Below are 21637 nucleotides of genomic sequence, written 5' to 3'. Positions count from 1 at the left end.
ATTCCCAACTCATAACTTCTAACTCATAGTTCATAATTACTATATTTGCACCACAAACTAAAATAGAATCTAACTAAAACAGAATCTGAAATATTCCGAACGTTCGGAACAGATTAAACAAAACAATGAAAGACTTATTAAAAAAATTCGAAAACAAACAACCTGAAATCGTATTTCACTGGAAAGATAACGAAACTGATGCTGAAGGATGGACAGTAATTAATTCACTTCGCGGCGGTGCTGCCGGTGGTGGAACCCGAATGAGAAAAGGATTAGACATGAATGAAGTATTGTCTTTGGCCAAAACGATGGAAGTAAAATTCTCTGTTTCCGGTCCGGCAATCGGTGGTGCCAAATCAGGAATCAACTTTGACCCAAATGATCCACGCAAAAAAGGTGTTTTGCAACGTTGGTACAAAGCGGTTTCTCCTTTATTAAAAAGTTATTACGGCACTGGTGGCGATTTGAATGTCGACGAAATCCATGAAGTAATCCCGTTTACGGAAGAATGTGGTGTTTGGCATCCGCAGGAAGGTGTTTTCAACGGACATTTCAAACCGACAGAAGCCGATAAAATCAACAGAATTGGGCAATTGCGCCAAGGTGTTATCAAAGTAATCGAAAACCCTAAATTCTCTCCGGATGTATTGCGCAAATATACCGTTGCCGATATGATTACCGGTTTTGGTGTTGCCGAAGCCGTGCGTCATTACTATAATATTTATGGTGGCGATGTGGTTGGCAAAAAAGCCATTGTTCAGGGATTTGGAAATGTAGGTTCAGCTGCTGCTTTTTATTTGGCAGAAATGGGCGCCAAAGTGGTTGGTATTATTGACCGCGATGGTGGTGTGATTAATGAAGAAGGTTTTTCTTTTGACGAAATCAGAAGATTATTTTTAAATAAAGACGGCAACAAATTAGTGGCCCAAAACATGATTCCGTTTGCCGAAATCAACGAAAGAATCTGGACCTTAGGTGCTGATATTTTTGCACCATGTGCGGCTTCAAGATTGGTAACCAAAGACCAAATCGACAACTTAATTGCTAACGGACTGGATGTGATTTCTTGTGGTGCGAATGTACCGTTTGCCGACAAGGAAATATTTTTTGGCTCGATTATGGAGGAGACAGACAGTAAAGTAAGTTTGATTCCGGATTTTATTTCGAATTGTGGTATGGCAAGAGTATTTGCTTATTTCATGGAGAAAAAAGTGCAAATGACAGACGAAGCGATCTTCTATGATATTTCGGAAACCATTAAAAAAGCATTGGATAAAGCACACGCTTTGCATTCTGACAAGAAGAATATTAGCGCTACAGCCTTTGAAATTGCTCTGAAACAATTAGTTTAGTAAATAATTAACAGCCGGGTTTACACAATATTTATTACTTTTAAGCGTTATAAAGTTAAACGAACAAAAGAATAGTTATGAGTTTTGAACTATCAGATGACGACAAAAAATCTTTAGGCATCACTACTGTAGTGTATGCTTTGCTGATTCTTTTACTTTTCTTATTGCGTTTTTGGCCTCCGCATGACATGAAAATCATGGGCGGCGGCGGTGGTGGCGGCATCGAAATGAACTTTGGCGACAGCGATTATGGTATGGGTGACAATTACAAAAGTGAAGTCCTGAATGTAAAGGACCAAGCCAAAGTAGCACCTACAGCTTCTACTCCTGAAGACAATGTGATTTCGGATGACAATGACGATGACGAAACCAATGTGGCTATCCCGAAGAAAGACATCAAAAAAACACCAACTCCGGTAATTCCGAAAAAAGACCCACCAAAACCGGCTCCGGAAAAACCAAAAGTTTCTAAAAATGCCAATGACGCTTTGTCAAGTATCTTAGGAAACAAAGGTGGCGATGGTGATGATAAAAAAGGAGGTAATAAAGGCGGACCTAACGGGAATTTAAATTCCGGTGGTTACTATGGAAGCGGAAGCGGAACAGGTACCGGCGGCGGAAACGGATCAGGAACCGGAATTGGTTCAGGTTCGGGAACCGGTGGCGGATCAGGAAGCGGAAGCGGTGGTGGCAACGGAAGTGGTTCGGGTTATTCTTTAGGAAACCGAAAAGCTTTGAGCAAACCACAACCGGATTATACCTGCCAGGAACAAGGAAGAGTGGCTGTTCAGGTTACGGTTGACCGAAATGGAAATACCGTAAGCGTAACCGCAGGAGTTCAGGGCACAACCAATACAGCCAAATGTTTACTCGACCAGGCCAGGATTGCAGCCCAAAACACCAAATGGCAAGCAGACAGTAATGCGCCTGAAAAACAAGTCGGAAAGATTATTTATACTTTCAGTTTGAACTAAACATAAAAAAATCCCATTCGAATGAATGGGATTTTTTATTTTATGCTGTTAATGATTTTACCAACCGTCTGCTTTCTTTTTCTTATCCATAAAAGTCACCAAACTTTTGTTTAGCTCATTAAACAGTGTTTCATAAGCAGCAGGAACATCGTCTTTGTATTTTTTCAAACTTCCGTCTTTGTTATAATATTCGGAAAAGTCATTTAGGTCGTGAGTTACAACGGTTGTTGCATTGTTTGGCTTCTCGCTCAAACCAACAGCTTCAAACTTGAATTTGCCTTCCTTAAAACTAATTTCAATGGTAAAAGTACCATAGGTACAAACATTTGTTCCACCGGCTTTACTACAAAGGAAATTTTCTTTTCCGCCTTCAACGGTCATTTTTTCTCCTTCTACTGAAGAAACGATTTTATAACCTTTTTTGCTATTTTCTTTTACCCATGCTAATGCCAAATTATAGGTATCCTTAGCCGAACCTTCATAGGTCGTAACGATATAGTCGGTTAAACCTTCTTTGGAAAACTTGAATTGGGTGTCTTGGGCAAATGTTGAGGCTGATATAAATGCCATCAACAGTAACGCTTTTGCTTTCATTTTAAATCATTTAATTTTTACTTGGGACTCGTGGCGATAACGAACTTAAGTTTGTTCTTTACGCCTATTTGCAATACATCGACTAAGTCCTGGACTTGTAAGTTAAACGGAATTCTAATCACAACGGTTTGTTGCTTTGTAGGGTCAATTTGTGACAATAATCGGTCTTCCAACTGCCCAAAATCAACTTCTTCCTTATCTACAAAGAAGCGTTTGTCTTCGGTCACGGAAAGCGTGATCAATTGCTTGTTGGTCTTTTCATTCGTCTTGGATTTCGGCAATGTCATTCGGATAACATTGGGATTCGCCAAAGTCGAGATGATTAAGAAAAACAACAATAAGAAAAACATAATGTCGCTCAAAGAGGAAGTGGCGACTTCTGCATGAAATCGTTTATTTCGCTTTATTGCCATGACTTGGTCTTTGAATGATATTTACAAATTCTAATACTTGTTTTTGGATATTCAAGGAGAAGTTATCAATTTTCCCATTGAACAAGTGATAGGCACTATAAGCAATAATACCAACAATAAGTCCGGCACCACTACTGATCATTTTTTCATATAAACCTCCGGATATATTCCCGATACTGATGTCTTCGGTTACAGAAATGCTGTAGAAAATTTTAATTACCCCAGAAATCGTTCCGATAAATCCGAGTGTTGGTGCAATACCGGCAATCAATCCCAGTTGACCTAACTTTTTCTCCATATAACCAATTTCGATATTGGCTGCGCGTTCCATATTCGATTCTATCTCGTTGATGTGTCTTCCTATGGTAAGCACACCTTCTTTTAAAATATTACCTTGTGATGTTCCTGGTCTTTCCGCTGCCATTACTGCCATGTCAATATTCGCATTGTTCAAATGATTGCGTACATCAGACATCAGGCGATTGTCAATTTTAGCTGCTTTATGAATATACAGATAGCGCTCAAAAATGAGGTATAAAGTATAAAAAAGCAAAATGGCAATTGGTATTAAAAAAAGTCCTCCTTTAAAAATAAACTCTAAAACAGAAACTTCATTGGTTAAAGCTGCATTGGCCGTGTCGGCGGTTGGAATAGCTTGCGCTAAGGTATCAGCTTGTAACTGTAAAAATGTACTAATCATATTTATTAATTTTTTGGGCTATTAATTCTGAAAATAATTTCAAATTTGTATTGACCTAATAGGCATCACAATATACAACGAAAAAAAAATTAAAAAAGTATATCAAAACTTATTTTTTCCTAAAATTATGAACTACAAAGAAACGCTGGATTGGATGTTTAACAAATTGCCAATGTACCAAACGCAAGGTGCCACGGCTTACCGAAAAGACATCACCAATACGGTTTTGTTAGCCAATCATTTAGGCAATCCCGAAAAGCATTTAAAATGCATCCATGTCGCGGGAACCAACGGAAAAGGTTCAACTTCTCACCTTCTTGCTTCGGTTTTACAGGAAGCGGGTTATACAGTTGGGTTGTACACTTCGCCTCATCTAAAAGATTATCGCGAACGAATCAGCATCAATGGAAAACCCATATCGGAAGCGTATGTTTGTGACTTTATCAACAAGAACAAACCTTTTTTCGAAGAGAATCAGTTGAGTTTTTTTGAAATGAGTGTCGGATTGGCTTTTGACTATTTTGTCAGAGAAAAGACTGATATTAATATCATTGAAGTTGGGATGGGCGGAAGATTGGATTCCACCAACATCATCACGCCATTGATTTCCGTGATTACCAATATAGGTTTAGACCATACACAGTTCTTAGGAGAAACTCTGGGAGCCATTGCTTTTGAAAAAGCCGGCATCATCAAGCCCAATATTCCGGTAGTGATTGGCGAATATGTAGCCGAAACCAAACCGGTTTTTGAAGCCAAAGCCCGGGAAACTCATTCTGAAATTTATTTTGCCTCAGATTTGGTTCAGGAAGATTATCCATCAGCCTTGCTGGGAGATTATCAGTTTCATAATAAAAAAACCGTTTTACAAACCTTAAAAGTATTGCAGGAAAAACAACTGCTTTCCGTTTCTGAGGATGCTATCAAAAGAGGTTTTTTGAATGTGGTTACAAACACCAATCTTCAAGGTCGTTGGCAGCAATTAGGTTCATCTCCAAAAATAATTTGTGACACCGCTCACAATGCGCATGGCTTATCGATTGTCCTAAATCAGTTGAAAAAGGAAAAATTTGATAATCTTCATATTGTTTTGGGAGTTGTAAATGACAAAAATTTGGAGGAAATCCTGCCATTGTTTCCAAAAAACGCCAAATATTATTTTTGCAAACCCAATATCCCACGCGGATTGGAGGCTGAAATTCTAAAGGAAAAAGCCGCTCAGTTCGGACTTAATGGTCAAATATATAATTCTGTTTCAAATGCTTATGCGACTGCTACAAAAAATGCAGCGTCGAAAGACTTCATTTACGTAGGCGGAAGTACTTTTGTCGTTGCAGAAATTTTGTAATTTTTTTTCATTTTAATTTGCAGAATCAAAAAAACGGTCTATATTTGCACTCGCAATCAAGCGCAAGACGGGCGATTAGCTCAGTTGGTTCAGAGCATCTCGTTTACACCGAGAGGGTCGGGGGTTCGAATCCCTCATCGCCCACCAAATTGATTACAATCAGTTTTAAAAACCCACAAATCTCAGGATTTGTGGGTTTCTTGCTTTTATACGTGTACCAAATTATTCATTCAATCTCAAATCTTAGGAAACAAAAGCGATGCCCTGCTAAAAATCAAGAAAAAGGGCATCGCAAAATTTCATAAGACCGCGCAAACAGACCGTACTAACAACCTATTCAATAGCTTGATTAAATTTTGTACATCTTGTTTGACTTTGTTGAGAATTATAAATTGAATAATAATTTAAAGGTCACCACCATGAAAGAAAAAATCACTTTGCATTTTTACTTGAGAAGTAAAAAAGCCATTTCCACCGGACTATTACCATTGTATATTCGACTTACCATAAATGGTGAACGTTTAGAATATAGCTCTAAAAAGTTTATCGAAAAATCAAAATGGTCCGATGATCTATCCAAAATGAAAGGCAACTCAGAGGAAGCCCGTTCAATTAATAACTATCTGGATTCTGTAAAATCTGATATTATTGACATACAATTATCTCTTGCTCATAAAAAAGAACCTATCAATATAGCGAGTTTCAGAAAACGCTTATTTGGAGAAAACGACAGTCAAAGAATGTTGATTCCTATTTATAAAGACCATAACAATAGAATTGAAAGTCTTTTAGGCAATGGATATGCTTTCGGCACTTTAGAGCGTTTTAAAATTTCATTGAAACATCTAGAAGAGTTTCTAGTTTGGAAACTTGGAGTTAAGGATATTGCTATTGACAGAGTCGACTTTGCTTTGATTACTGATTTTGAATTTTACCTGAGAAGTGTAAAAAACTGCAGCAACAATACTGCAGTAAAATATGTTCGTAATTTCCGGAAGATTATTAAGATCTGTCTAAGTAATGACTGGCTCGAAAAAGACCCTTTCGTAAAATATGATGGTAAAATGAAAGAAGTAGAAACAGAATTCTTAACTGAGGAAGAAATTCAAAGTATCTATAACAAAGTATTCAGAACGCAGAGATTAGAATTAGTTCGAGACATATTCATCTTCTGCTGTTTTACCGGATTAGCTTATGTAGATGTAAAAGGATTGAAACATGATCATATTGGCATTGGCATCGATGGCCAAAAATGGATTTTCAAAAATCGTCAAAAGACTGATACAAAATCTAAGATACCTTTACTACCGATTGCCGAGGAGATAATTAAGAAGTATGCAAACAATCCCAAATGTTTGAATGAAGAAAGTGTATTACCGGTTCTTAGTAATCAAAAAATGAACGGATACTTAAAAGAAATTGGCGACTTGTGTGAAATTACAAAAGAAATAACTTTCCACATGGCCAGACACACATTCGCAACATCCGTAACTTTATCTAATGGAGTTCCAATTGAAAGCGTAAGCAAAATGCTAGGCCACAAAAACATCCAAACAACACAGCATTACGCTAGAGTTCTAGACAAGAAAGTAAGTGAGGATATGCAAGTATTAAGGCTCAAATTTTCTCAACCTTCAACCCTGCTTCAAGCAAATAGCTAATATTTTGATTTTAAAAATAAGTTGGCTGCATAATGCAGCCAACTTTTATTATTCATCCACCTCATCCATCCTCCGCACCAATGTATCGCGAAGTGAATTCAAAAACTTAGTCCTATCAGCCTTACGTGCTCTCATTTCGAAGAAGGTTCTGTGAAACTGTCCCAAATCAACATCAAAAACTTCTTCAAAGAATTTTGCCGTTTCTTTCAAGTCGCTGGCGCCATTATTAAAAACGCCTTCGGCATGCAGCGCATATACTAACTCAATAAGCGCAATTTTTGTTCCGGTCCATTTCTGTACTTGCCGTTCAGTTAGATTAAATAACGGAGCCTTGTTTTCTATTTTGGCAATTTCACTTTCCAAATAATTTTGTATTAAATCATTCGCCATTATCTTGGCCACTTTAAAATCGTGGGAAGTTGAGAACCTGCTGTCAGCTTGAAAATAAAAACTATCCAAGGTTAACTTGATATCATACCTACCCCGGACAAAGTATTTATTGTCAAGATAAGTGTTTCCATTCCGGTAATATTTAAAAAACTCCACATTTTCAGTGTAAAAGCTTTTCAGTTTAGCAAGTTCACCGGTATAGTATTTTTTTAGTGCCTTGTTACCGCCAAAGGGTTTATTAGTTATGATATTATAAATCTCGTTGTAATAGATCAACTTGCATACAAACTGTGGCTTAATGTCCCTGAAAAAGGAAATTTCATCTTTCTTACTTTCAAACTTATACTTTACAAAATTGGTTTTTAAAGTTTCAAGTACACTTATAGTTTTGCGGATTGAATCCTCAACATGCTCAATAGTTTCTTTTTTGGCCAATTCTATTTCTTTTAATTGGATTTCTAAATCTTCCAGTAATCTTAGAGCAGTTTCCTTCATCCGGGTATTGTCATTAATAGCGGTTAATAATTTAATCCAATTTGTTCAAACCAAATCTAAAATCAGAACTTCTGATTTCCAACTCTATGTTACAACCATTCAACAATGTTAAATGATAAACAACGAAAGGATTAATTAATCATTCATTACAAAAACGTACACAAATCACTGTTGTTAAATCTCTTACGCTTGAAATCTAAACATTTAACATTGTAGGGTTATTTTTCTATTTGACACTCGTCTTTAATTTGCTATTTTTCTAATCTCAATAAACAATGCTTAATATTCACTCATTTTAATCAGCTACTAACCTACATAACTAAAAATGAAAATCTTACAAATTACAGTTGCAGTAGTATTCTTTTTAACTAGTAAATGTTTTGCTCAAAAAAATCAATTCATTATCCCGGATTCACTTAAAAGTAAAAATATTGAGTATTTAAAAGAGCGCCTTTCAAATGATAGTGATTCTCAGAAATTGGATTCAATTTATGGTCATTCGATATTGTCAAAAGCTAAAGCCGATAATAATCCGGAAAAAGTGATTGAAGCATACAAAATTGTAATGTATAAATCTAATAAGAAGACGTGGTTAAATTACTGTGACAGTATAATGTCAGTAGCTGTAAAATCAAGGAATAACGAACTAATTGGTTCAGCCTATTTAACAAAGGGTATTGTTTACTATCATTTCAAGCAGGAATCAAAAGCTTTGGATAATTACATCCTTGCGGACCAATTCATTTCTAAAACTCACAATCAATATTTGATTCACAAAACCAAATATTCTATTGCCTCAATAAAATATTATCTCGGTTTCTACGATGAATCTATTTCTCTATTAAAAGAATGCGAAGAATATTTTAGGGTTCATGAACCTTGTAATCCAAGGTTACTTTCACTCCATTTACTTAGCTTATGTTATATAAAAACCAAACAATACAACTTGGCTGCAGCTACAATTGACTTAGGGTACCGTGAAGCCATTAACCTTGACGAACTAACTATTATCCCATATTTTACTAATGCCGAGGGAAGAAACGAATTTTTCAAGAAAAACTATAAAAATGCAATCTCCAAATTAAATAAATCATTACCTCATTTCATTCAAAGTAATGATATAGCAAATACCTCAACTACAAACTTGTATTTAGGTCGAAGTTATTGGGAATTAGGCAATAAAGAAAAAGCTGTACCATACTTCAAGAAGGTGGATGAAACTTTCAAAAAAGATAAGTTCATGAAAGAAGATTTGATTGAAGCTTATTACCTATTGGCTCAGTATTACGAATCTAGAGGAGATACAACTGAGCAACTTAAATATTTACACGGTCTTTTAGAAGCCGAGACTTTTGTTAGTAAAAACTACAGATACCTTTCTAAAAACATGTACAGGGATTATGACCTCAAAAAAATTGCTGATGAAACCGAAGAATTAAAAAGCCACCTTTTCTTTAGAAATAAAATGGATATAATTTTCGGCATCATATTTCTTTTAATTACTGCAATATTTACATACATCTTTTGCAAACAATACCAGCGCCGTAAATTGCGAAAACAGCGTTTTAAGAAACTGATTGCACAAAAAGAAAAGAGGAATAAATCCATTGAAGTTAAAGACAAAATCATTGATGGGGAACAAATTATCAAGCCCGAAATTATCTCTGCAGTCTCCAAAAAATTAGAAAAATTTGAAGAAAGTAATCTCTATCTCGACAAAGATTTTAATCTCAGTAAAATGGCAGCCTTTGTGGATTGCAATACACGTTATACATCAAGGATAATATCCGAAACCCGGAATAAAAAGTATATTGAATATGTTGATGATTTACGAATTGAGTTTATCATTGAGAAGTTGAAAAATGATTCTAAGTACAGAAACTATACTATCAAAGCATTAACTGAGGAAGCCGGTTTCAAATCACCTCAAAAATTTAAAGAAGCCTTTACTAAGGCAACAGACTTAACACCTTTGTACTTTATCAAGGAATTAAAAAAGCAGGATTCCAAACAGTAAATTGTTCCTTTTTCAAAAAAAATAATCCTGAACTTCAATTCAACTTCTGTAATAAAGTAAGTCAATAGCAACAATTTTGTGCCATAACAATTTAAAACCTCACATTATGGCTATTGAAGTTATTACAAAAGATGATCTTAATGAGTTCAGAGTTTTATTGCTTAAAGAACTTAAAGAAGTGTTGTTATTAAAACCTCAGCAAACCAAACAATGGTTAAAATCTGCAGAGGTTAGAAAACTACTGAACATTTCTCCCGGCACTTTACAAACATTGCGAATCAACAAAACACTCTCCTATACCAAAATTGGAGGCACTATTTACTATGCCTTTCAGGATATAGAAAAAGTGTTAGAAAGAAACAAGGTCAACTCCGAGCAAAATTTGTTTAATGCCAAGTAATTCGCATCATGAATTACATCAAACACCTCACTGGCTTCTTTGATAAAGTGGCCAAGGATAAAATGCTCAATCCAACGCATGTAAGTTTGTACATCGCTTTGTTCCAGTTTTGGAACATAAACCGGTTCCGAAATCCAATAAGCATTTCCAGAGACGAAATAATGCGTATCAGCAAAATCAGTTCTATGGCCACTTACCATAAATGCCTAAAGAATTTACATGCCCTTGGCTACATAAAATATGAGCCTTCCTTTAATCCGTATAAAGGCAGTCATGTGTACTTATTTAATTTTTCAGACGACCTAAAACCAACGCCTAAGGAAGCTAAAACAAAACCAATTTTTAATCAAGCTAATGAACAAGTACTAAACAAGTCTCATACTGGTTCTGAAACAGGTAATGAACAGGTTAATGAAATAGCATTAGTACCTTATATAAACAATACAAACAGTATAAACAATAAAGACGATTTAAACAGTGAAAACTTGAGCGAGCTCACAGAAAAAAATGAAAATAAAATTCATTTTTTTAAAAGTGATTTTGAAGAAGAAAAAGAAAAAAGTTCCGCGAAAAAAGAAAAAGAAAAGATTCCACAACTTGAAGAAATTATATCCTTTTTTTCAGAGCATAGTTTTCCGGAACTCGAAGCAAATAAGTTTTACAACTATTTCAAAAGCAACGGTTGGTTAATTGGCGGTAAAACTCCAATGGCTGATTGGCAAGCTGCAGCAAAAAACTGGATGTTAAACGCACCTAAATTCATAACCCATGGAAGAGCCGACAGTACAAAACAATTCGACACCACCGCAGGAAAAGACTATTCAGAGCCTTTATAGTTATGAAGAAGTAATCAATTGGTTAGAAATAAAAGGTCGCGAAATATATTGGTCCAATTTCAAAATTCATGAAATAGACTATCCGGTGATTTATAAGCTAATTGCCTATTACCTCCGAGACGAACAAGCATGCTCAAACTTTGGGGTTGATATCAATAAAGGTATTTTGCTTTCCGGTCCTATTGGTTGTGGTAAAACAGCAATAATGAATTTAATGAAGTTCATTTCAAAAACAGAACACAAATACTATGTAAAACCATGTCGCGATATTAGTTTCGAATTTATCCAGGATGGATATCAAACCATTCATAAATACAGCAATGGCAAATTATATCATGCAGACCCTAAAATAATATGCTTTGACGATTTAGGTACCGAAAACAACCTCAAGTATTTTGGCAATGAATGTAACGTGATGGCAGAAATATTACTGAGTCGTTATGATATTTTCATCAGCAAGAGAATCCCAACACACTTAACAACAAATCTTTCGGCTTCTGAAATCGAAACCCATTACGGTTTACGCGTAAGAAGCCGACTCCGTCAAATGGTCAACTTAATCACCTATGACAAAAACACTATTGATAAACGCTAATAATTACATCATGAGAAGAATAACTTTATTTTGGGAATGGATCCAATACAACGAACAAACATTAAGGAACCTAAGAAACGAAAAACCTAAAGTCCAAAAGATGTTTCTTTTTTGGCTCGACAGACATTTACATAACTACTGCGAAAATCTAGAAAGCATTCTGATGTTTCCGGTTAATGAAAACGAACCTGTGCAGCTCGTTATTTCTGCCAATGGCGACCCGGAATATTTTAATAAAGTAACCACTTTAGTTGAAGCAGCTCCAACATTAAAAAAGTGGAAATTCATTGCTTTTATCCAACCTTCGGAAAACATCGAGGAAATGGAAGCCGGACTAGACAAACCTTATGTTTTCAAGGACATCACACTCAAAGCTAGCGAACTCAAATTCATGCCATTCCAATATGAAAATGAAATTAAAATCGACATGATTGTATACCTAAAAAACTTTACCGTCCTATCCCACAATCAAAATTTACTTCAAGTGATTTACATCATCATGCAAGATATAATTGGTGAAAAACTATTACATCAGAACATCAACTTTGTAGAGTTAGCGCAACTGCCAGAACAAGAAGATGATGAATTGATTTACTTGTATGATTTGCAGTTATACTTAGATGAAATTAATAATGAAAGCTCTCGCAATAAATAAAAAAAAACCGCATTAATGCGGTTTTTGTGACAGACCAGGGATTCGAACCCCGCCATCCCAGAGTGGCCATTTGTTTTACTACAGCATTTATACCAAGTTGCACAAGAATCTGTCGATGGTGATGGTCTGTCCGACAACGAGAAAGGCTAAACATTCTAATTGTGTTAAAATAAACGACAAAAATAAGTGTATAGTGACTTTTAAAGTGAACTCTTTCATACTCTCTGATTTAATAAGGTTACTAAAAACGATTTCTGACAGAAGAACAACAAGCACTTCATGCAAATGCAGTGATTCATAAGAACCCAAACAACCTGAATTTTAATTTCAAGGGAAGTACAAATATAATCATTAAAATAAATCCAATATATTTATGGTCACATAATTATTAATCAAAAAAATGAAATGCTAATATTCGCATATGGTTCAAATATGAACATAAACAGATTACAGGAGAGGGTTCCATCCGCATCAAAATTATCCACAGCCTTTTTGAAAGGGTATCAACTAATTTGCAATAAAATAAGTAGTAAAGATGGGTCTGCCAAAGCAAATATAATTGAAACAGGTACTGATGATGATATTGTTTGGGGTGTGTTATTTGTAATTGATGATTTACAGAAAACCGATTTAGACAAACTAGAAGGACTCGGAAAAGGTTATGATGAAAAGGTACTTACTTTTGTTGACACTACAGGTCATTCGCATAATGCTCATGTATACATAGCAACTGATGATAAATATCTCAACAATCAATTACTCCCCTATGATTGGTATCGCGAATTCATCTTAACCGGTGCAATTAAAGAACAGTTGCCTCTAGATTATATAAATCAACTGGAAACTATTAAATCAACAGTTGATCCAAATGTTACTAGGAGACAATTAAATTTTGACATTATAAATCGAAATCAGTAACTAAAATTTAGATATCCTATTCCATGCAGCACATTTATTAATCAACCGGTACTTTACAAATACATTGTATATAAAAATTTACTACTTTTGAAATATGAATACTACAACAAAACCAAAACATATAGGACGCAACATCAGTAGAATCCGCGAGCTTCGTGGCATGAAACAAGAAGCTTTAGCTATTGCTATTGGTGTTACTCAGCAAACAATCTCAAATTTAGAAGGAAGTGAAACAGTTGATGAAGAAAGATTGAATTTAATTGCAAAAGAGTTGGGTGTTAGTGTCGAAGCTATTAAAAATTATAGTGATGAAGCTGTTTTTAATAACATTCAAAATAACTATGAAGGAGCAGTCATAAATTCTGGACCTAGTATAAACAATAATTGTACTTTCAATCCGTTGGATAAACTAATAGAATCCTACGAAGAAAACAAACAACTTTATGAGCGCTTGCTCCAGGCAGAAAAAGATAAAGTTGCCTATCTAGAAAAACTACTGAATAACAAATAGATACCACAATTAAATTTTTATCAGTTTGTATAAAAACCTCCTATAACGGAGGTTTTTTTATTAATTACTAGTCTATTTAATTTTATACTCATTTAATCAAAATTGCCATAATAATGAATGCCTATTTGGAAGATTATTACTAAGTTTGAGAAATTTGATTTTGATAAAAAATGAAGACTTCTGAAATAGAAAAAAACCTCAATGAACTTGTAAAATCAATTGATAAAGAGAATTTTATCTATGATCTTTTAATGGCATATGGAATATCAAAAACTTCTATTACACGATTAAAAAAAGGTGATTTTAATTTTTCTAAAAAAGAAGGCGAGGTATTATACAAAAAGAAGGTGCTTTTCAAAGAAGTTGCCTCAGATAAATTACTTACTACTATTGATTATTTATCTAAAAGCGAAGAGGATTTAAAACACAACCCTCGTTTTGTAATAGTGACCGATTATAAAACTTTATTAGCAAAAGATACTAGGACAGGTTTTACCCTTGACACGCAGATAACAGAAATCAATAAAAGGTTCGATTTCTTTTTGCCATGGGCGGGACAAGAAAAGTATCTACAAAAAAATGACAATCAAGCTGACAGAGATGCTTCATATGAAATGGCCAAATTATATGATATATTGGTTCATGAAAATCCAAATATCTACGATGATGGAGGTCACAATCTAAATATCTTTTTATCCAGAATTTTATTTTGCTTTTTTGCCGAGGATACTGGAATTTTTGAAGAAGAAGGAATCTTCACTAATACATTGGCACAGCATACAAAATTAGATGGCAGTGATGTACATACTTTCTTAGACAGACTTTTCAAAATATTAAATACTAAAGATAATAGTTCGGAACCTGATTATTTAAAAGCTTTCCCTTATGTTAACGGTGGCTTATTCCGTGATACTATTCATTCTCCAAAATTTTCCTCTAAAGCACGTAAGATTATATTGGAATGTGGTAATTTAAACTGGAGTGAAATCAATCCGGATATTTTTGGTTCCATGATACAAGCTGTTGTAAACGAAGAATACCGCAGCGGATTAGGAATGCACTACACCTCAGTGCCAAATATTATGAAAGTTATCGAGCCATTGTTTCTAAATGATTTATATGAAGAGTTCGAAAAAAGCAAAGACAATTCCAATAAACTAAGAAAACTAATTTTTAGACTATCTAAAATAAAGATATTTGACCCGGCATGTGGTAGCGGTAATTTTTTAATTATTGCATACAAAGAGTTACGTAAACTTGAGATTGAAATTTGGAAACAGATTGATTTACTGAAACAAGAAAGTAAACTTCCGTATCAAACAGAAACAGTTTACACCGAAATAAAACTTTCTCAATTCTATGGTATTGAGTTAGATGATTTTGCCCATGAAATGGCAATTTTGTCGCTTTGGTTAGCTGAGCATCAAATGAATAAGGTATTTATTGATGAATTATTTGATTTTGGTAGAGCTAGACCGATTCTACCACTTAAGGAAGCTGGACATATCAAACAAGGTAATGCTACAAGAGTAGACTGGAATTTGGTTTGCCCAGTGAAGGATAGTAATGATGAGATTTACATTTTGGGAAATCCACCTTACCTCGGGGCAAGACTTCAAGATGAAGAGCAAAAGAAAGACATGAGTATTGTTTTTAACAATATAAATGGCTACAACAACATGGACTACATTGCCTGTTGGTTTTATCTAGGAAAGAAGTTTATAGATGGTAATAATGCTAAATGTGCATTCGTTTCTACCAACTCAATTTGTCAAGGTGAACAAGTTGCCTTAATATGGCCAAACATTATATCCGAAACTATTGAAATTGGATTCGCTGTTCAATCATTTAAATGGACTAATAATGCAAAAGGTAATGCAGGTGTATATGTTATTATAGTTTGTCTTAGAAATGTATCAAATAAACAGAAGTATATTTATATAGATAATTTTGAAAAGAAAGTTGATAATATTAGCCCATATCTTGTTGAAGGAAATCCATTAATTATCTCCAAAAAAAGTAAAAGTATTTCAAATTTACCTGAGATAAATTTTGGTAGCATGGCAAATGATGGTGGTTATTTGATTTTATCAAAAGAGGATAGAGAGAAAATTATATTAAAAAATCCTGAAGCTTTACCTTTGATTAAAAACCTTATTGGATCATTAGAATTAATAAGAGGAAAAGAAAGATATTGCCTTTGGATAACAGATGATAACAAAGAACTAGCTTATTCTATTCCCGATATAAAAAAACGCATCAATGAAACTTTTAATATTAGGAATAAAAGTAAGAGAGAGTCAACGCGTGAATTAGCATCAATTCCTCATAAATTTGCTGAAATAAGACATCAAGAAACAAATTCAATAATAGTACCGAGGGTATCATCTGAAAACAGAAAATATATACCAGTTGACTTTCTTGATGAAAATTATATTATATCTGATTCAGCTCTTGCAATTTATAATGTTCATCCATGGATATTTGGCGTAATTTCCTCTGCAATACATATGGTTTGGGTTAGTGCCGTAGGTGGTAAATTAAAAACTGATTATAGATATTCTGCTGGTTTGTGTTACAATACATTTCCTTTCCCAAAAATAACTGATAAACAAAAAGAGCAAATTACTTTACATGTGTTTGAAGTATTAGATGAAAGAGCAAAATATCCTGAAAAAACTTTAGCACAATTATATGATCCTGATAAAATGCCAAAAGGATTGAAAGAAGCACATCACCAGTTAGATTTAGCTATTGAAAGATGTTACCGTTTAAAGCCTTTTGAAAGCGATACAGAGAGATTAGAGTATTTATTTAAGATGTACGAAGAAATGACCGTAAAAAATAATTTGTTTCAAAAGGAAAAGAAAGCAAAAAATAAAAATAGCTAAAAATGAATGTCGAAGATAAAAATAAAGATTACAAAAGTTTAAAAAAAGCTATTGGTTCAAAATCTGATTTAGCGTCATTAGCTGAAACTTGCGTTTGCTTTGCAAATGCTCAGGGAGGACAATTAATAATTGGAATTGAAGATAAAGATAAATTACCTCCTACTACCCAAAAAGTTTCTGTTACGGACATGAATGAAGTCGTAAAAAGACTCCGAAGCTTAACTGATGGTGTGGGTTTAGTTAATCCTGAAATTATTACTCATGAAAATGGAGGTGAGTATTTTATAGTAAGAGTGCTGCCATCTACAAGAGTTATTGCAACTACTTCATCTGGTAAAGTATTGATAAGAATTTCAGATAATTGCTTTCCTGTTGACAGTACAGAGTTAACTAATCTAGCAGCTGAAAAAACTGCTTTTCAATGGGAAATAATTGCTCCACAAAAGATTACTTTAGAGCAAGCAGACACAAAACAAGTAATTCAATTTATTGAGGACATAAAGAAGTCAGACAAAGTATCTGAATTTATAAAACAGCGTGATGATATAGAAATATTGTCATTTTATCAAATGATAAGTCCAGAAAACTATTTAACTAATTTGGGTGTTCTTTGGCTCGGAACACCTGCACAAAGGGCTAGATTAAGCTATCCTATAACCGTTCAATATATAGTTTATAATGAGCGAGAAGAAAAAATTCGAAAAAAGGAATGGCATTTTCATTTACAAAGTCCAAAAGAGTTAGTTCAAGATATAGAAAAAGAAGCTGTTGAGCTAACATACAGCACAGAGTTACCCGATGGTTTGTTCAGAAAAACAGTTAGGCAATATCCTAGAGAAGTGATAAGGGAATTATTAATTAATGCTGTAGCACATAAAAAATATACAATTTCAGGAGATATTTTTATTGAAGTTTTTGTAGACAGAATGGTAATTACTAATCCTGGTAGTTTACCTCTAGGCATAACAAAAGATAATATTTTACATGAAAGACACAGACGCAACCCTCATTTGATACAAACCTTAAGTGATTTAAAATTGATGGAAGGCGAAGGTTCTGGGTTTGATTTGATTTATGAGAAACTAGTTCGCGATGCTAAACCGCTCCCGGTAATCAATAATGATTTTACAAAAGTATCAGTTACTGTTTTCTCGGGAGCTGTTGATGAAGAAGTGATTTCTATTTTAGATTACATTGACAATCATTTTCAACTAACGCAAAAAGAATATATCACTTTAGGAATTGTAGCCTCTGAAAAGAAAATCTTATCAACTCAATTAGCCCTAAAATTGCAATTAAGCCAAGAAGATAAAACAGCGTCATGGATTGGAACATTAGTTGAAAGAGAAATATTAATAACTAGAGGGGAAAAAAAAGCTAGAGAATTTTTGTTAAACCCTGAACTGTTTTCTCAAGCTAAATTAGGGATTAAGCCTTCATTAAAAACATTAGAACCATATAAATTAGAATTGCTAATCATGGAAGATTTAAGGCATAATGGCAGATGTAAATTATCTGATATTCAGAAAAGATTGCCAGAAGTCCCAAAAGAAGATATAAAAAAGTTGATTTACAAAATGGTCAATAATAATGATATCATTCCTGAGGGTGCAAAAAAGAATAGAACTTATATGATTTCTAAAAAAAAATAAATTAAAAATAAAACGAGAAATAAAAGATGTAATCCCTTTGTTTATAAGTGTTTTTTATTTTTTTGGTTTAAAATAAATTAAAATAAAGTATGCCAGATATAGTCCACGTAGAGTACGGTCAAACCGGCAAAAGTAAAAGTACTAACGAGTTAGGCATGAGAGAAATGCAGGAACGTGCTTTTGAGGCTCGTTCGGCTCAGTATTTACTAATTAAAGCACCTCCGGCATCCGGTAAATCTCGTGCTTTAATGTTTATTGGTTTAGATAAATTAATCAATCAAGGATTAAAAAAAGTTATTGTTGCAGTCCCGGAACGTTCTATCGGAAGTTCTTTTGGGAAAACAGCACTTACCAAGTATGGTTTTTTTGCTGATTGGGAACCTAATCCAATTTACAATTTATGTACACCAGGAGGAGATTCAAGTAAGGTAAAAGCATTTAATAATTTCTTGGCTAATGATGAAAAGCTCTTAATATGTACACATGCCACTTTACGCTTTGCATGTGAAGGAATTGATGAAAAAGCATTTAATGAAGTGGTTATTGCTATCGATGAATTCCATCATGTTTCTGCAGATGGAAACAATAGATTGGGTGAAGTGCTAAGGTCAATTATGGCAAAATCTACTGCACACATAGTAGCTATGACAGGTTCCTATTTCAGAGGTGATAGTGTACCGGTATTATTACCTGAATCAGAACAACAATTTATTAAAGTAACTTACAATTATTACGAGCAGTTAAATGGTTACGAACACTTAAAATCATTAGGTATTGGTTATCATTTTTATCAAGGAAGATATACCTCAGCAATTGACGAAATTTTAGATGAAACCAAGAAAACTATTGTCCATATTCCAAGTGTAAATTCAGGAGAATCTACCAAAGAAAAATACGAAGAAGTCAACAAAATTATTGACAGTTTAGGAGAATTAGAATATCAAGACCCTGATACCGGTGTACTATTCGTTCGAAGTAAAAAAACTGGTAATCTTTTAAAAGTTGCCGATTTAGTTCATGACAATCAAAAGGATAGAGATAGAATTCAAGAGTATTTAAGAGTTTCAAATAATCCAGACGATATTGATATTATAATTGCATTAGGTATGGCTAAAGAAGGATTTGATTGGCCATATTGTGAACATGCATTAACGGTTGGTTATCGTGGCTCACTAACCGAAATTATTCAAATCATTGGACGTTGTACTAGGGATAGTGAAAATAAAACACATGCGCAATTTACAAACTTAATTGCCCAACCTGATGCCGAAGATGGTGAAGTTAAATTATCAGTAAACAATATGCTAAAAGCTATTACAGCTTCATTGTTAATGGAACAAGTATTAGCGCCAAACTTCAAATTCAAACCTAAATTTCCAGAGGATGATAGTGAAGATGATGAAAATACCATTCGAATTAATGGATTCAAAAAACCATCATCAACAAGAGTTAAGGATATAATTGAATCCGACATCAATGACTTAAAAGCTAATATCTTACAGGATGATGTAATGATAAAAGCTTTACCCGGTAATGTGGACCCGGAAGTAATAAACAAAGTACTTATTCCTAAAATCATTAGAGAAACCTATCCTGACTTAACAGAAGAGGAAGTTGAAGAAGTTCGTCAGCATGTAGTTGTGGATTCCGTAATAAAGAATGGTCATATTGAAACGCAGGGTGATAAGCGATTTATCAGAATGGCTGACAGTTTTGTAAATATTGATGATATAAATATTGATTTGATAGATACAATTAATCCTTTCCAAAAGGCTTTTGAAATATTATCTAAATCAGTTACTGCATCAGTGTTCAAAGCAATTCAAGAAACTATAGATGCCACCCGCATTCAAATGACGGAAGAAGAAGCAATTCTTTTATGGCCTAAAATTAAGAACTGGAAAATTAGAACGGGTGTCGAACCAAGTTTACAGTCATTTGACCCACAAGAAAAAAGGTTAGCAGAAGCAATTATATTTTTACGAGAGCAAAAGCGTAAAGCAATGGCAAATGAATAAGAAGAAAACATTAGAGGACATTTTTAACGATGATGAATTTGGTATTTTAGATTCAAAACCTAAAGTATCAAACATCAAGTCTGAGGATGATCGTTTAATCGATTCATTTCAGGAAATCAATGCCTTTTTTGAAAAAAATAAAAGAGAACCAAAGCCGGATGTATATGTTGTTTCTGAAAGGACTTTAGGTGTGCGACTTAAAGAACTTAGAACGAATAAAAAAAATAGTGAAATTTTAAAACCATACGATATTCATAATCTACTTGGTAGTAATGTTGTTGAAATTAATTCTATCGAAGATATAATGAACGATGATGATTTTGGATTACTTGATACGACTGATACTCTTGAAATATTCAAACTCAAAAATGTTCCTAGTTCAAAAGACAGAGAGGAGGCTGACTTTGTAGCGAGAAGAAAGCCAATCAAAGAAAAAGACTTTATAAATTATGAACCATTATTCAAAAAAGTTCATCAGGAAATTAGAGAAGGAAAAAGAAAACTAAGATCCTTTGATAGTACTGAGACTAATTTAGAAGAAGGTAAATATTATATTTTAGACGGCATTTTGTTACTTCTTGAAAAAGTTGAAATTGAAGAAAAAGAAAGAGTTATTCCATCCGGAAATAGAATTAGAAAAGATGGTAGAACAAGGATTATTTTTGAAAATGGAACCGAAAGTAATATGCTTTACCGTTCGTTGGGTAAACAACTATTGAACAATGGTAAAATTGTTACTGAAACTGATAGCAATGTAGAAAATGAATTATTCAAGAACGCAAATATTGTAAACGAAGACGATACGGAAACAGGATGGATATATATTCTTAAATCGAAGTCTACACATAAAGAAATTGCGGCAATAAAAGACCTCTATAAAATTGGTTTCTCTAAAGTAGATGTCAAAGAGAGAGTAAAGAATGCCAAAAAAGAGCCAACCTATCTCATGGCAGATGTACATATTGTTTCAGCAATTAAATGCTATAACATTAATCCACATAAATTTGAGCAATTGTTACATCGTTTTTTTGCTGAGGTATGTTTAAATGTAGATATCCATGATGATAATGGTAGACGAATCACACCTCGGGAATGGTTTGTTGTCCCGCTTCCCATTATTAACAAAGTAATTGATTTAATTATAGTTGAGTCGATTGTAAATTATCGTTATGACTCTAAATTACAAGATATTATTTTAAAATAATTTTTATATAAAT

General features: G+C 33.8%; 19 protein-coding genes and 1 tRNA gene. 16 read left to right on the top strand and 4 right to left on the bottom strand.

Annotation, left to right across the window (positions count from 1 at the left end):
* Positions 1-125: 125 nt before the first annotated feature.
* Positions 126-1352, top strand: a complete 1227-nt coding sequence (locus P1K33_RS04315; RefSeq protein ID WP_284651657.1) for a Glu/Leu/Phe/Val dehydrogenase dimerization domain-containing protein — start codon at positions 126-128, stop codon at positions 1350-1352.
* 77 nt (positions 1353-1429) lie between these two features.
* Complete coding sequence (locus tag P1K33_RS04310; RefSeq protein WP_284651656.1) at positions 1430-2326, top strand: energy transducer TonB; 897 nt, start codon at positions 1430-1432, stop codon at positions 2324-2326.
* Between the two features lie 57 nt (positions 2327-2383).
* Here P1K33_RS04310 and P1K33_RS04305 read toward each other — a convergent pair whose 3' ends face one another.
* Genes P1K33_RS04305 through P1K33_RS04295 form a run of 3 tightly spaced genes read right to left on the bottom strand, consistent with a single transcriptional unit; the run spans position 2384 to position 4030 of the window.
* The gene (locus P1K33_RS04305; RefSeq protein ID WP_284651655.1) at positions 2384-2920 is read right to left on the bottom strand and encodes a hypothetical protein; all 537 of its coding nucleotides are present in this window, start codon (positions 2918-2920) and stop codon (positions 2384-2386) included.
* A gap of 17 nt (positions 2921-2937) precedes the next feature.
* Positions 2938-3333 carry an ExbD/TolR family protein gene (locus tag P1K33_RS04300; protein WP_284651654.1) on the bottom strand — a complete coding sequence of 132 codons (396 nt, stop codon included), beginning with the start codon at positions 3331-3333 and terminating at the stop codon, positions 2938-2940.
* Positions 3314-4030, bottom strand: a complete 717-nt coding sequence (locus tag P1K33_RS04295; protein ID WP_284651972.1) for a MotA/TolQ/ExbB proton channel family protein — start codon at positions 4028-4030, stop codon at positions 3314-3316. Before P1K33_RS04295 ends, P1K33_RS04300 begins: the two co-directional genes overlap by 20 nt.
* Before the next feature lie 130 nt (positions 4031-4160).
* Here P1K33_RS04295 and P1K33_RS04290 point away from each other — a divergent pair, with 130 nt between their 5' ends.
* The 3 genes from P1K33_RS04290 (at position 4161) to P1K33_RS04280 (ending at position 7042) form a co-directional block, all read left to right on the top strand.
* Complete coding sequence (locus P1K33_RS04290) at positions 4161-5381, top strand: bifunctional folylpolyglutamate synthase/dihydrofolate synthase (protein ID WP_284651653.1); 1221 nt, start codon at positions 4161-4163, stop codon at positions 5379-5381.
* Between the two features lie 69 nt (positions 5382-5450).
* Positions 5451-5528 (top strand) — tRNA-Val (locus tag P1K33_RS04285).
* Between the two features lie 272 nt (positions 5529-5800).
* Positions 5801-7042, top strand: a complete 1242-nt coding sequence (locus P1K33_RS04280) for a site-specific integrase (protein ID WP_284651652.1) — start codon at positions 5801-5803, stop codon at positions 7040-7042.
* Positions 7043-7090: 48 nt separating this feature from the next.
* On the opposite strand, the gene P1K33_RS04275 is transcribed toward P1K33_RS04280, so the two are convergent.
* On the bottom strand, positions 7091-7867 hold the full coding sequence (locus P1K33_RS04275) for an RteC domain-containing protein (protein WP_284651651.1): 777 nt from the start codon (positions 7865-7867) through the stop codon (positions 7091-7093).
* 385 nt (positions 7868-8252) lie between these two features.
* Between P1K33_RS04275 and P1K33_RS04270 the strand changes: the two genes are divergently transcribed.
* The 11 genes from P1K33_RS04270 to P1K33_RS04220 all read left to right on the top strand — a co-directional run bounded on the left by P1K33_RS04270 (position 8253) and on the right by P1K33_RS04220 (position 21624).
* Positions 8253-9944 (top strand): helix-turn-helix transcriptional regulator, encoded by a 1692-nt coding sequence (locus P1K33_RS04270; RefSeq protein WP_284651650.1) that lies wholly within the window; start codon positions 8253-8255, stop codon positions 9942-9944.
* A 106-nt stretch (positions 9945-10050) separates the two neighbouring features.
* The gene (locus P1K33_RS04265) at positions 10051-10344 is read left to right on the top strand and encodes a helix-turn-helix domain-containing protein (RefSeq protein ID WP_284651649.1); all 294 of its coding nucleotides are present in this window, start codon (positions 10051-10053) and stop codon (positions 10342-10344) included.
* Between the two features lie 185 nt (positions 10345-10529).
* Positions 10530-11180: a transcriptional regulator gene (locus P1K33_RS04260; RefSeq protein ID WP_284651648.1), complete on the top strand. Its 651-nt coding sequence runs from the start codon at positions 10530-10532 to the stop codon at positions 11178-11180.
* Positions 11113-11775 carry a P-loop NTPase family protein gene (locus P1K33_RS04255; RefSeq protein ID WP_284651647.1) on the top strand — a complete coding sequence of 221 codons (663 nt, stop codon included), beginning with the start codon at positions 11113-11115 and terminating at the stop codon, positions 11773-11775. Before P1K33_RS04260 ends, P1K33_RS04255 begins: the two co-directional genes overlap by 68 nt.
* Positions 11776-11785: 10 nt before the next feature.
* Positions 11786-12430: a hypothetical protein gene (locus P1K33_RS04250; RefSeq protein WP_284651646.1), complete on the top strand. Its 645-nt coding sequence runs from the start codon at positions 11786-11788 to the stop codon at positions 12428-12430.
* A 405-nt stretch (positions 12431-12835) separates the two neighbouring features.
* A complete protein-coding gene (locus P1K33_RS04245; RefSeq protein ID WP_284651645.1) occupies positions 12836-13348 on the top strand; it encodes a gamma-glutamylcyclotransferase family protein in 513 nt (170 codons plus the stop codon).
* A 94-nt stretch (positions 13349-13442) separates the two neighbouring features.
* Positions 13443-13859, top strand: coding sequence for a helix-turn-helix domain-containing protein (locus tag P1K33_RS04240; protein ID WP_284651644.1), 417 nt, complete (start codon positions 13443-13445; stop codon positions 13857-13859).
* A gap of 170 nt (positions 13860-14029) precedes the next feature.
* On the top strand, positions 14030-16750 hold the full coding sequence (locus tag P1K33_RS04235; protein ID WP_284651643.1) for a class I SAM-dependent DNA methyltransferase: 2721 nt from the start codon (positions 14030-14032) through the stop codon (positions 16748-16750).
* Between the two features lie 2 nt (positions 16751-16752).
* Positions 16753-18402: an ATP-binding protein gene (locus P1K33_RS04230; RefSeq protein WP_284651642.1), complete on the top strand. Its 1650-nt coding sequence runs from the start codon at positions 16753-16755 to the stop codon at positions 18400-18402.
* A gap of 89 nt (positions 18403-18491) precedes the next feature.
* Positions 18492-20420, top strand: coding sequence for a DEAD/DEAH box helicase (locus P1K33_RS04225; RefSeq protein ID WP_284651641.1), 1929 nt, complete (start codon positions 18492-18494; stop codon positions 20418-20420).
* Positions 20413-21624 carry a GIY-YIG nuclease family protein gene (locus tag P1K33_RS04220; protein WP_284651640.1) on the top strand — a complete coding sequence of 404 codons (1212 nt, stop codon included), beginning with the start codon at positions 20413-20415 and terminating at the stop codon, positions 21622-21624. Before P1K33_RS04225 ends, P1K33_RS04220 begins: the two co-directional genes overlap by 8 nt.
* Positions 21625-21637 lie beyond the last annotated feature (13 nt).

This window comes from Flavobacterium terrisoli, assembly GCF_030167905.1.
Classification (GTDB): Bacteria; Bacteroidota; Bacteroidia; order Flavobacteriales; family Flavobacteriaceae; genus Flavobacterium; species Flavobacterium terrisoli.
The sequence above is the reverse complement of the archived record's forward strand: the minus strand, read 5'-3'. Positions and strand labels throughout refer to the sequence as shown.

Bases quoted from the DNA above. Each gene is read 5' to 3' on its own strand.
- P1K33_RS04245 (WP_284651645.1), top strand. From the start codon at position 12,836: ATGCTAATATTCGCATATGGTTCAAATATGAACATAAACAGATTACAG.
- P1K33_RS04240 (WP_284651644.1), top strand. From the start codon at position 13,443: ATGAATACTACAACAAAACCAAAACATATAGGACGCAACATCAGTAGA.
- P1K33_RS04230 (WP_284651642.1), top strand. From the start codon at position 16,753: ATGAATGTCGAAGATAAAAATAAAGATTACAAAAGTTTAAAAAAAGCT.
- P1K33_RS04290 (WP_284651653.1), top strand. From the start codon at position 4,161: ATGAACTACAAAGAAACGCTGGATTGGATGTTTAACAAATTGCCAATG.
- P1K33_RS04270 (WP_284651650.1), top strand. From the start codon at position 8,253: ATGAAAATCTTACAAATTACAGTTGCAGTAGTATTCTTTTTAACTAGT.
- P1K33_RS04300 (WP_284651654.1), bottom strand. From the start codon at position 3,333: ATGGCAATAAAGCGAAATAAACGATTTCATGCAGAAGTCGCCACTTCC.
- P1K33_RS04235 (WP_284651643.1), top strand. From the start codon at position 14,030: ATGAAGACTTCTGAAATAGAAAAAAACCTCAATGAACTTGTAAAATCA.
- P1K33_RS04220 (WP_284651640.1), top strand. From the start codon at position 20,413: ATGAATAAGAAGAAAACATTAGAGGACATTTTTAACGATGATGAATTT.
- P1K33_RS04225 (WP_284651641.1), top strand. From the start codon at position 18,492: ATGCCAGATATAGTCCACGTAGAGTACGGTCAAACCGGCAAAAGTAAA.
- P1K33_RS04315 (WP_284651657.1), top strand. From the start codon at position 126: ATGAAAGACTTATTAAAAAAATTCGAAAACAAACAACCTGAAATCGTA.
- P1K33_RS04260 (WP_284651648.1), top strand. From the start codon at position 10,530: ATGGCCACTTACCATAAATGCCTAAAGAATTTACATGCCCTTGGCTAC.
- P1K33_RS04250 (WP_284651646.1), top strand. From the start codon at position 11,786: ATGAGAAGAATAACTTTATTTTGGGAATGGATCCAATACAACGAACAA.
- P1K33_RS04280 (WP_284651652.1), top strand. From the start codon at position 5,801: ATGAAAGAAAAAATCACTTTGCATTTTTACTTGAGAAGTAAAAAAGCC.
- P1K33_RS04265 (WP_284651649.1), top strand. From the start codon at position 10,051: ATGGCTATTGAAGTTATTACAAAAGATGATCTTAATGAGTTCAGAGTT.
- P1K33_RS04255 (WP_284651647.1), top strand. From the start codon at position 11,113: ATGGAAGAGCCGACAGTACAAAACAATTCGACACCACCGCAGGAAAAG.
- P1K33_RS04310 (WP_284651656.1), top strand. From the start codon at position 1,430: ATGAGTTTTGAACTATCAGATGACGACAAAAAATCTTTAGGCATCACT.
- P1K33_RS04305 (WP_284651655.1), bottom strand. From the start codon at position 2,920: ATGAAAGCAAAAGCGTTACTGTTGATGGCATTTATATCAGCCTCAACA.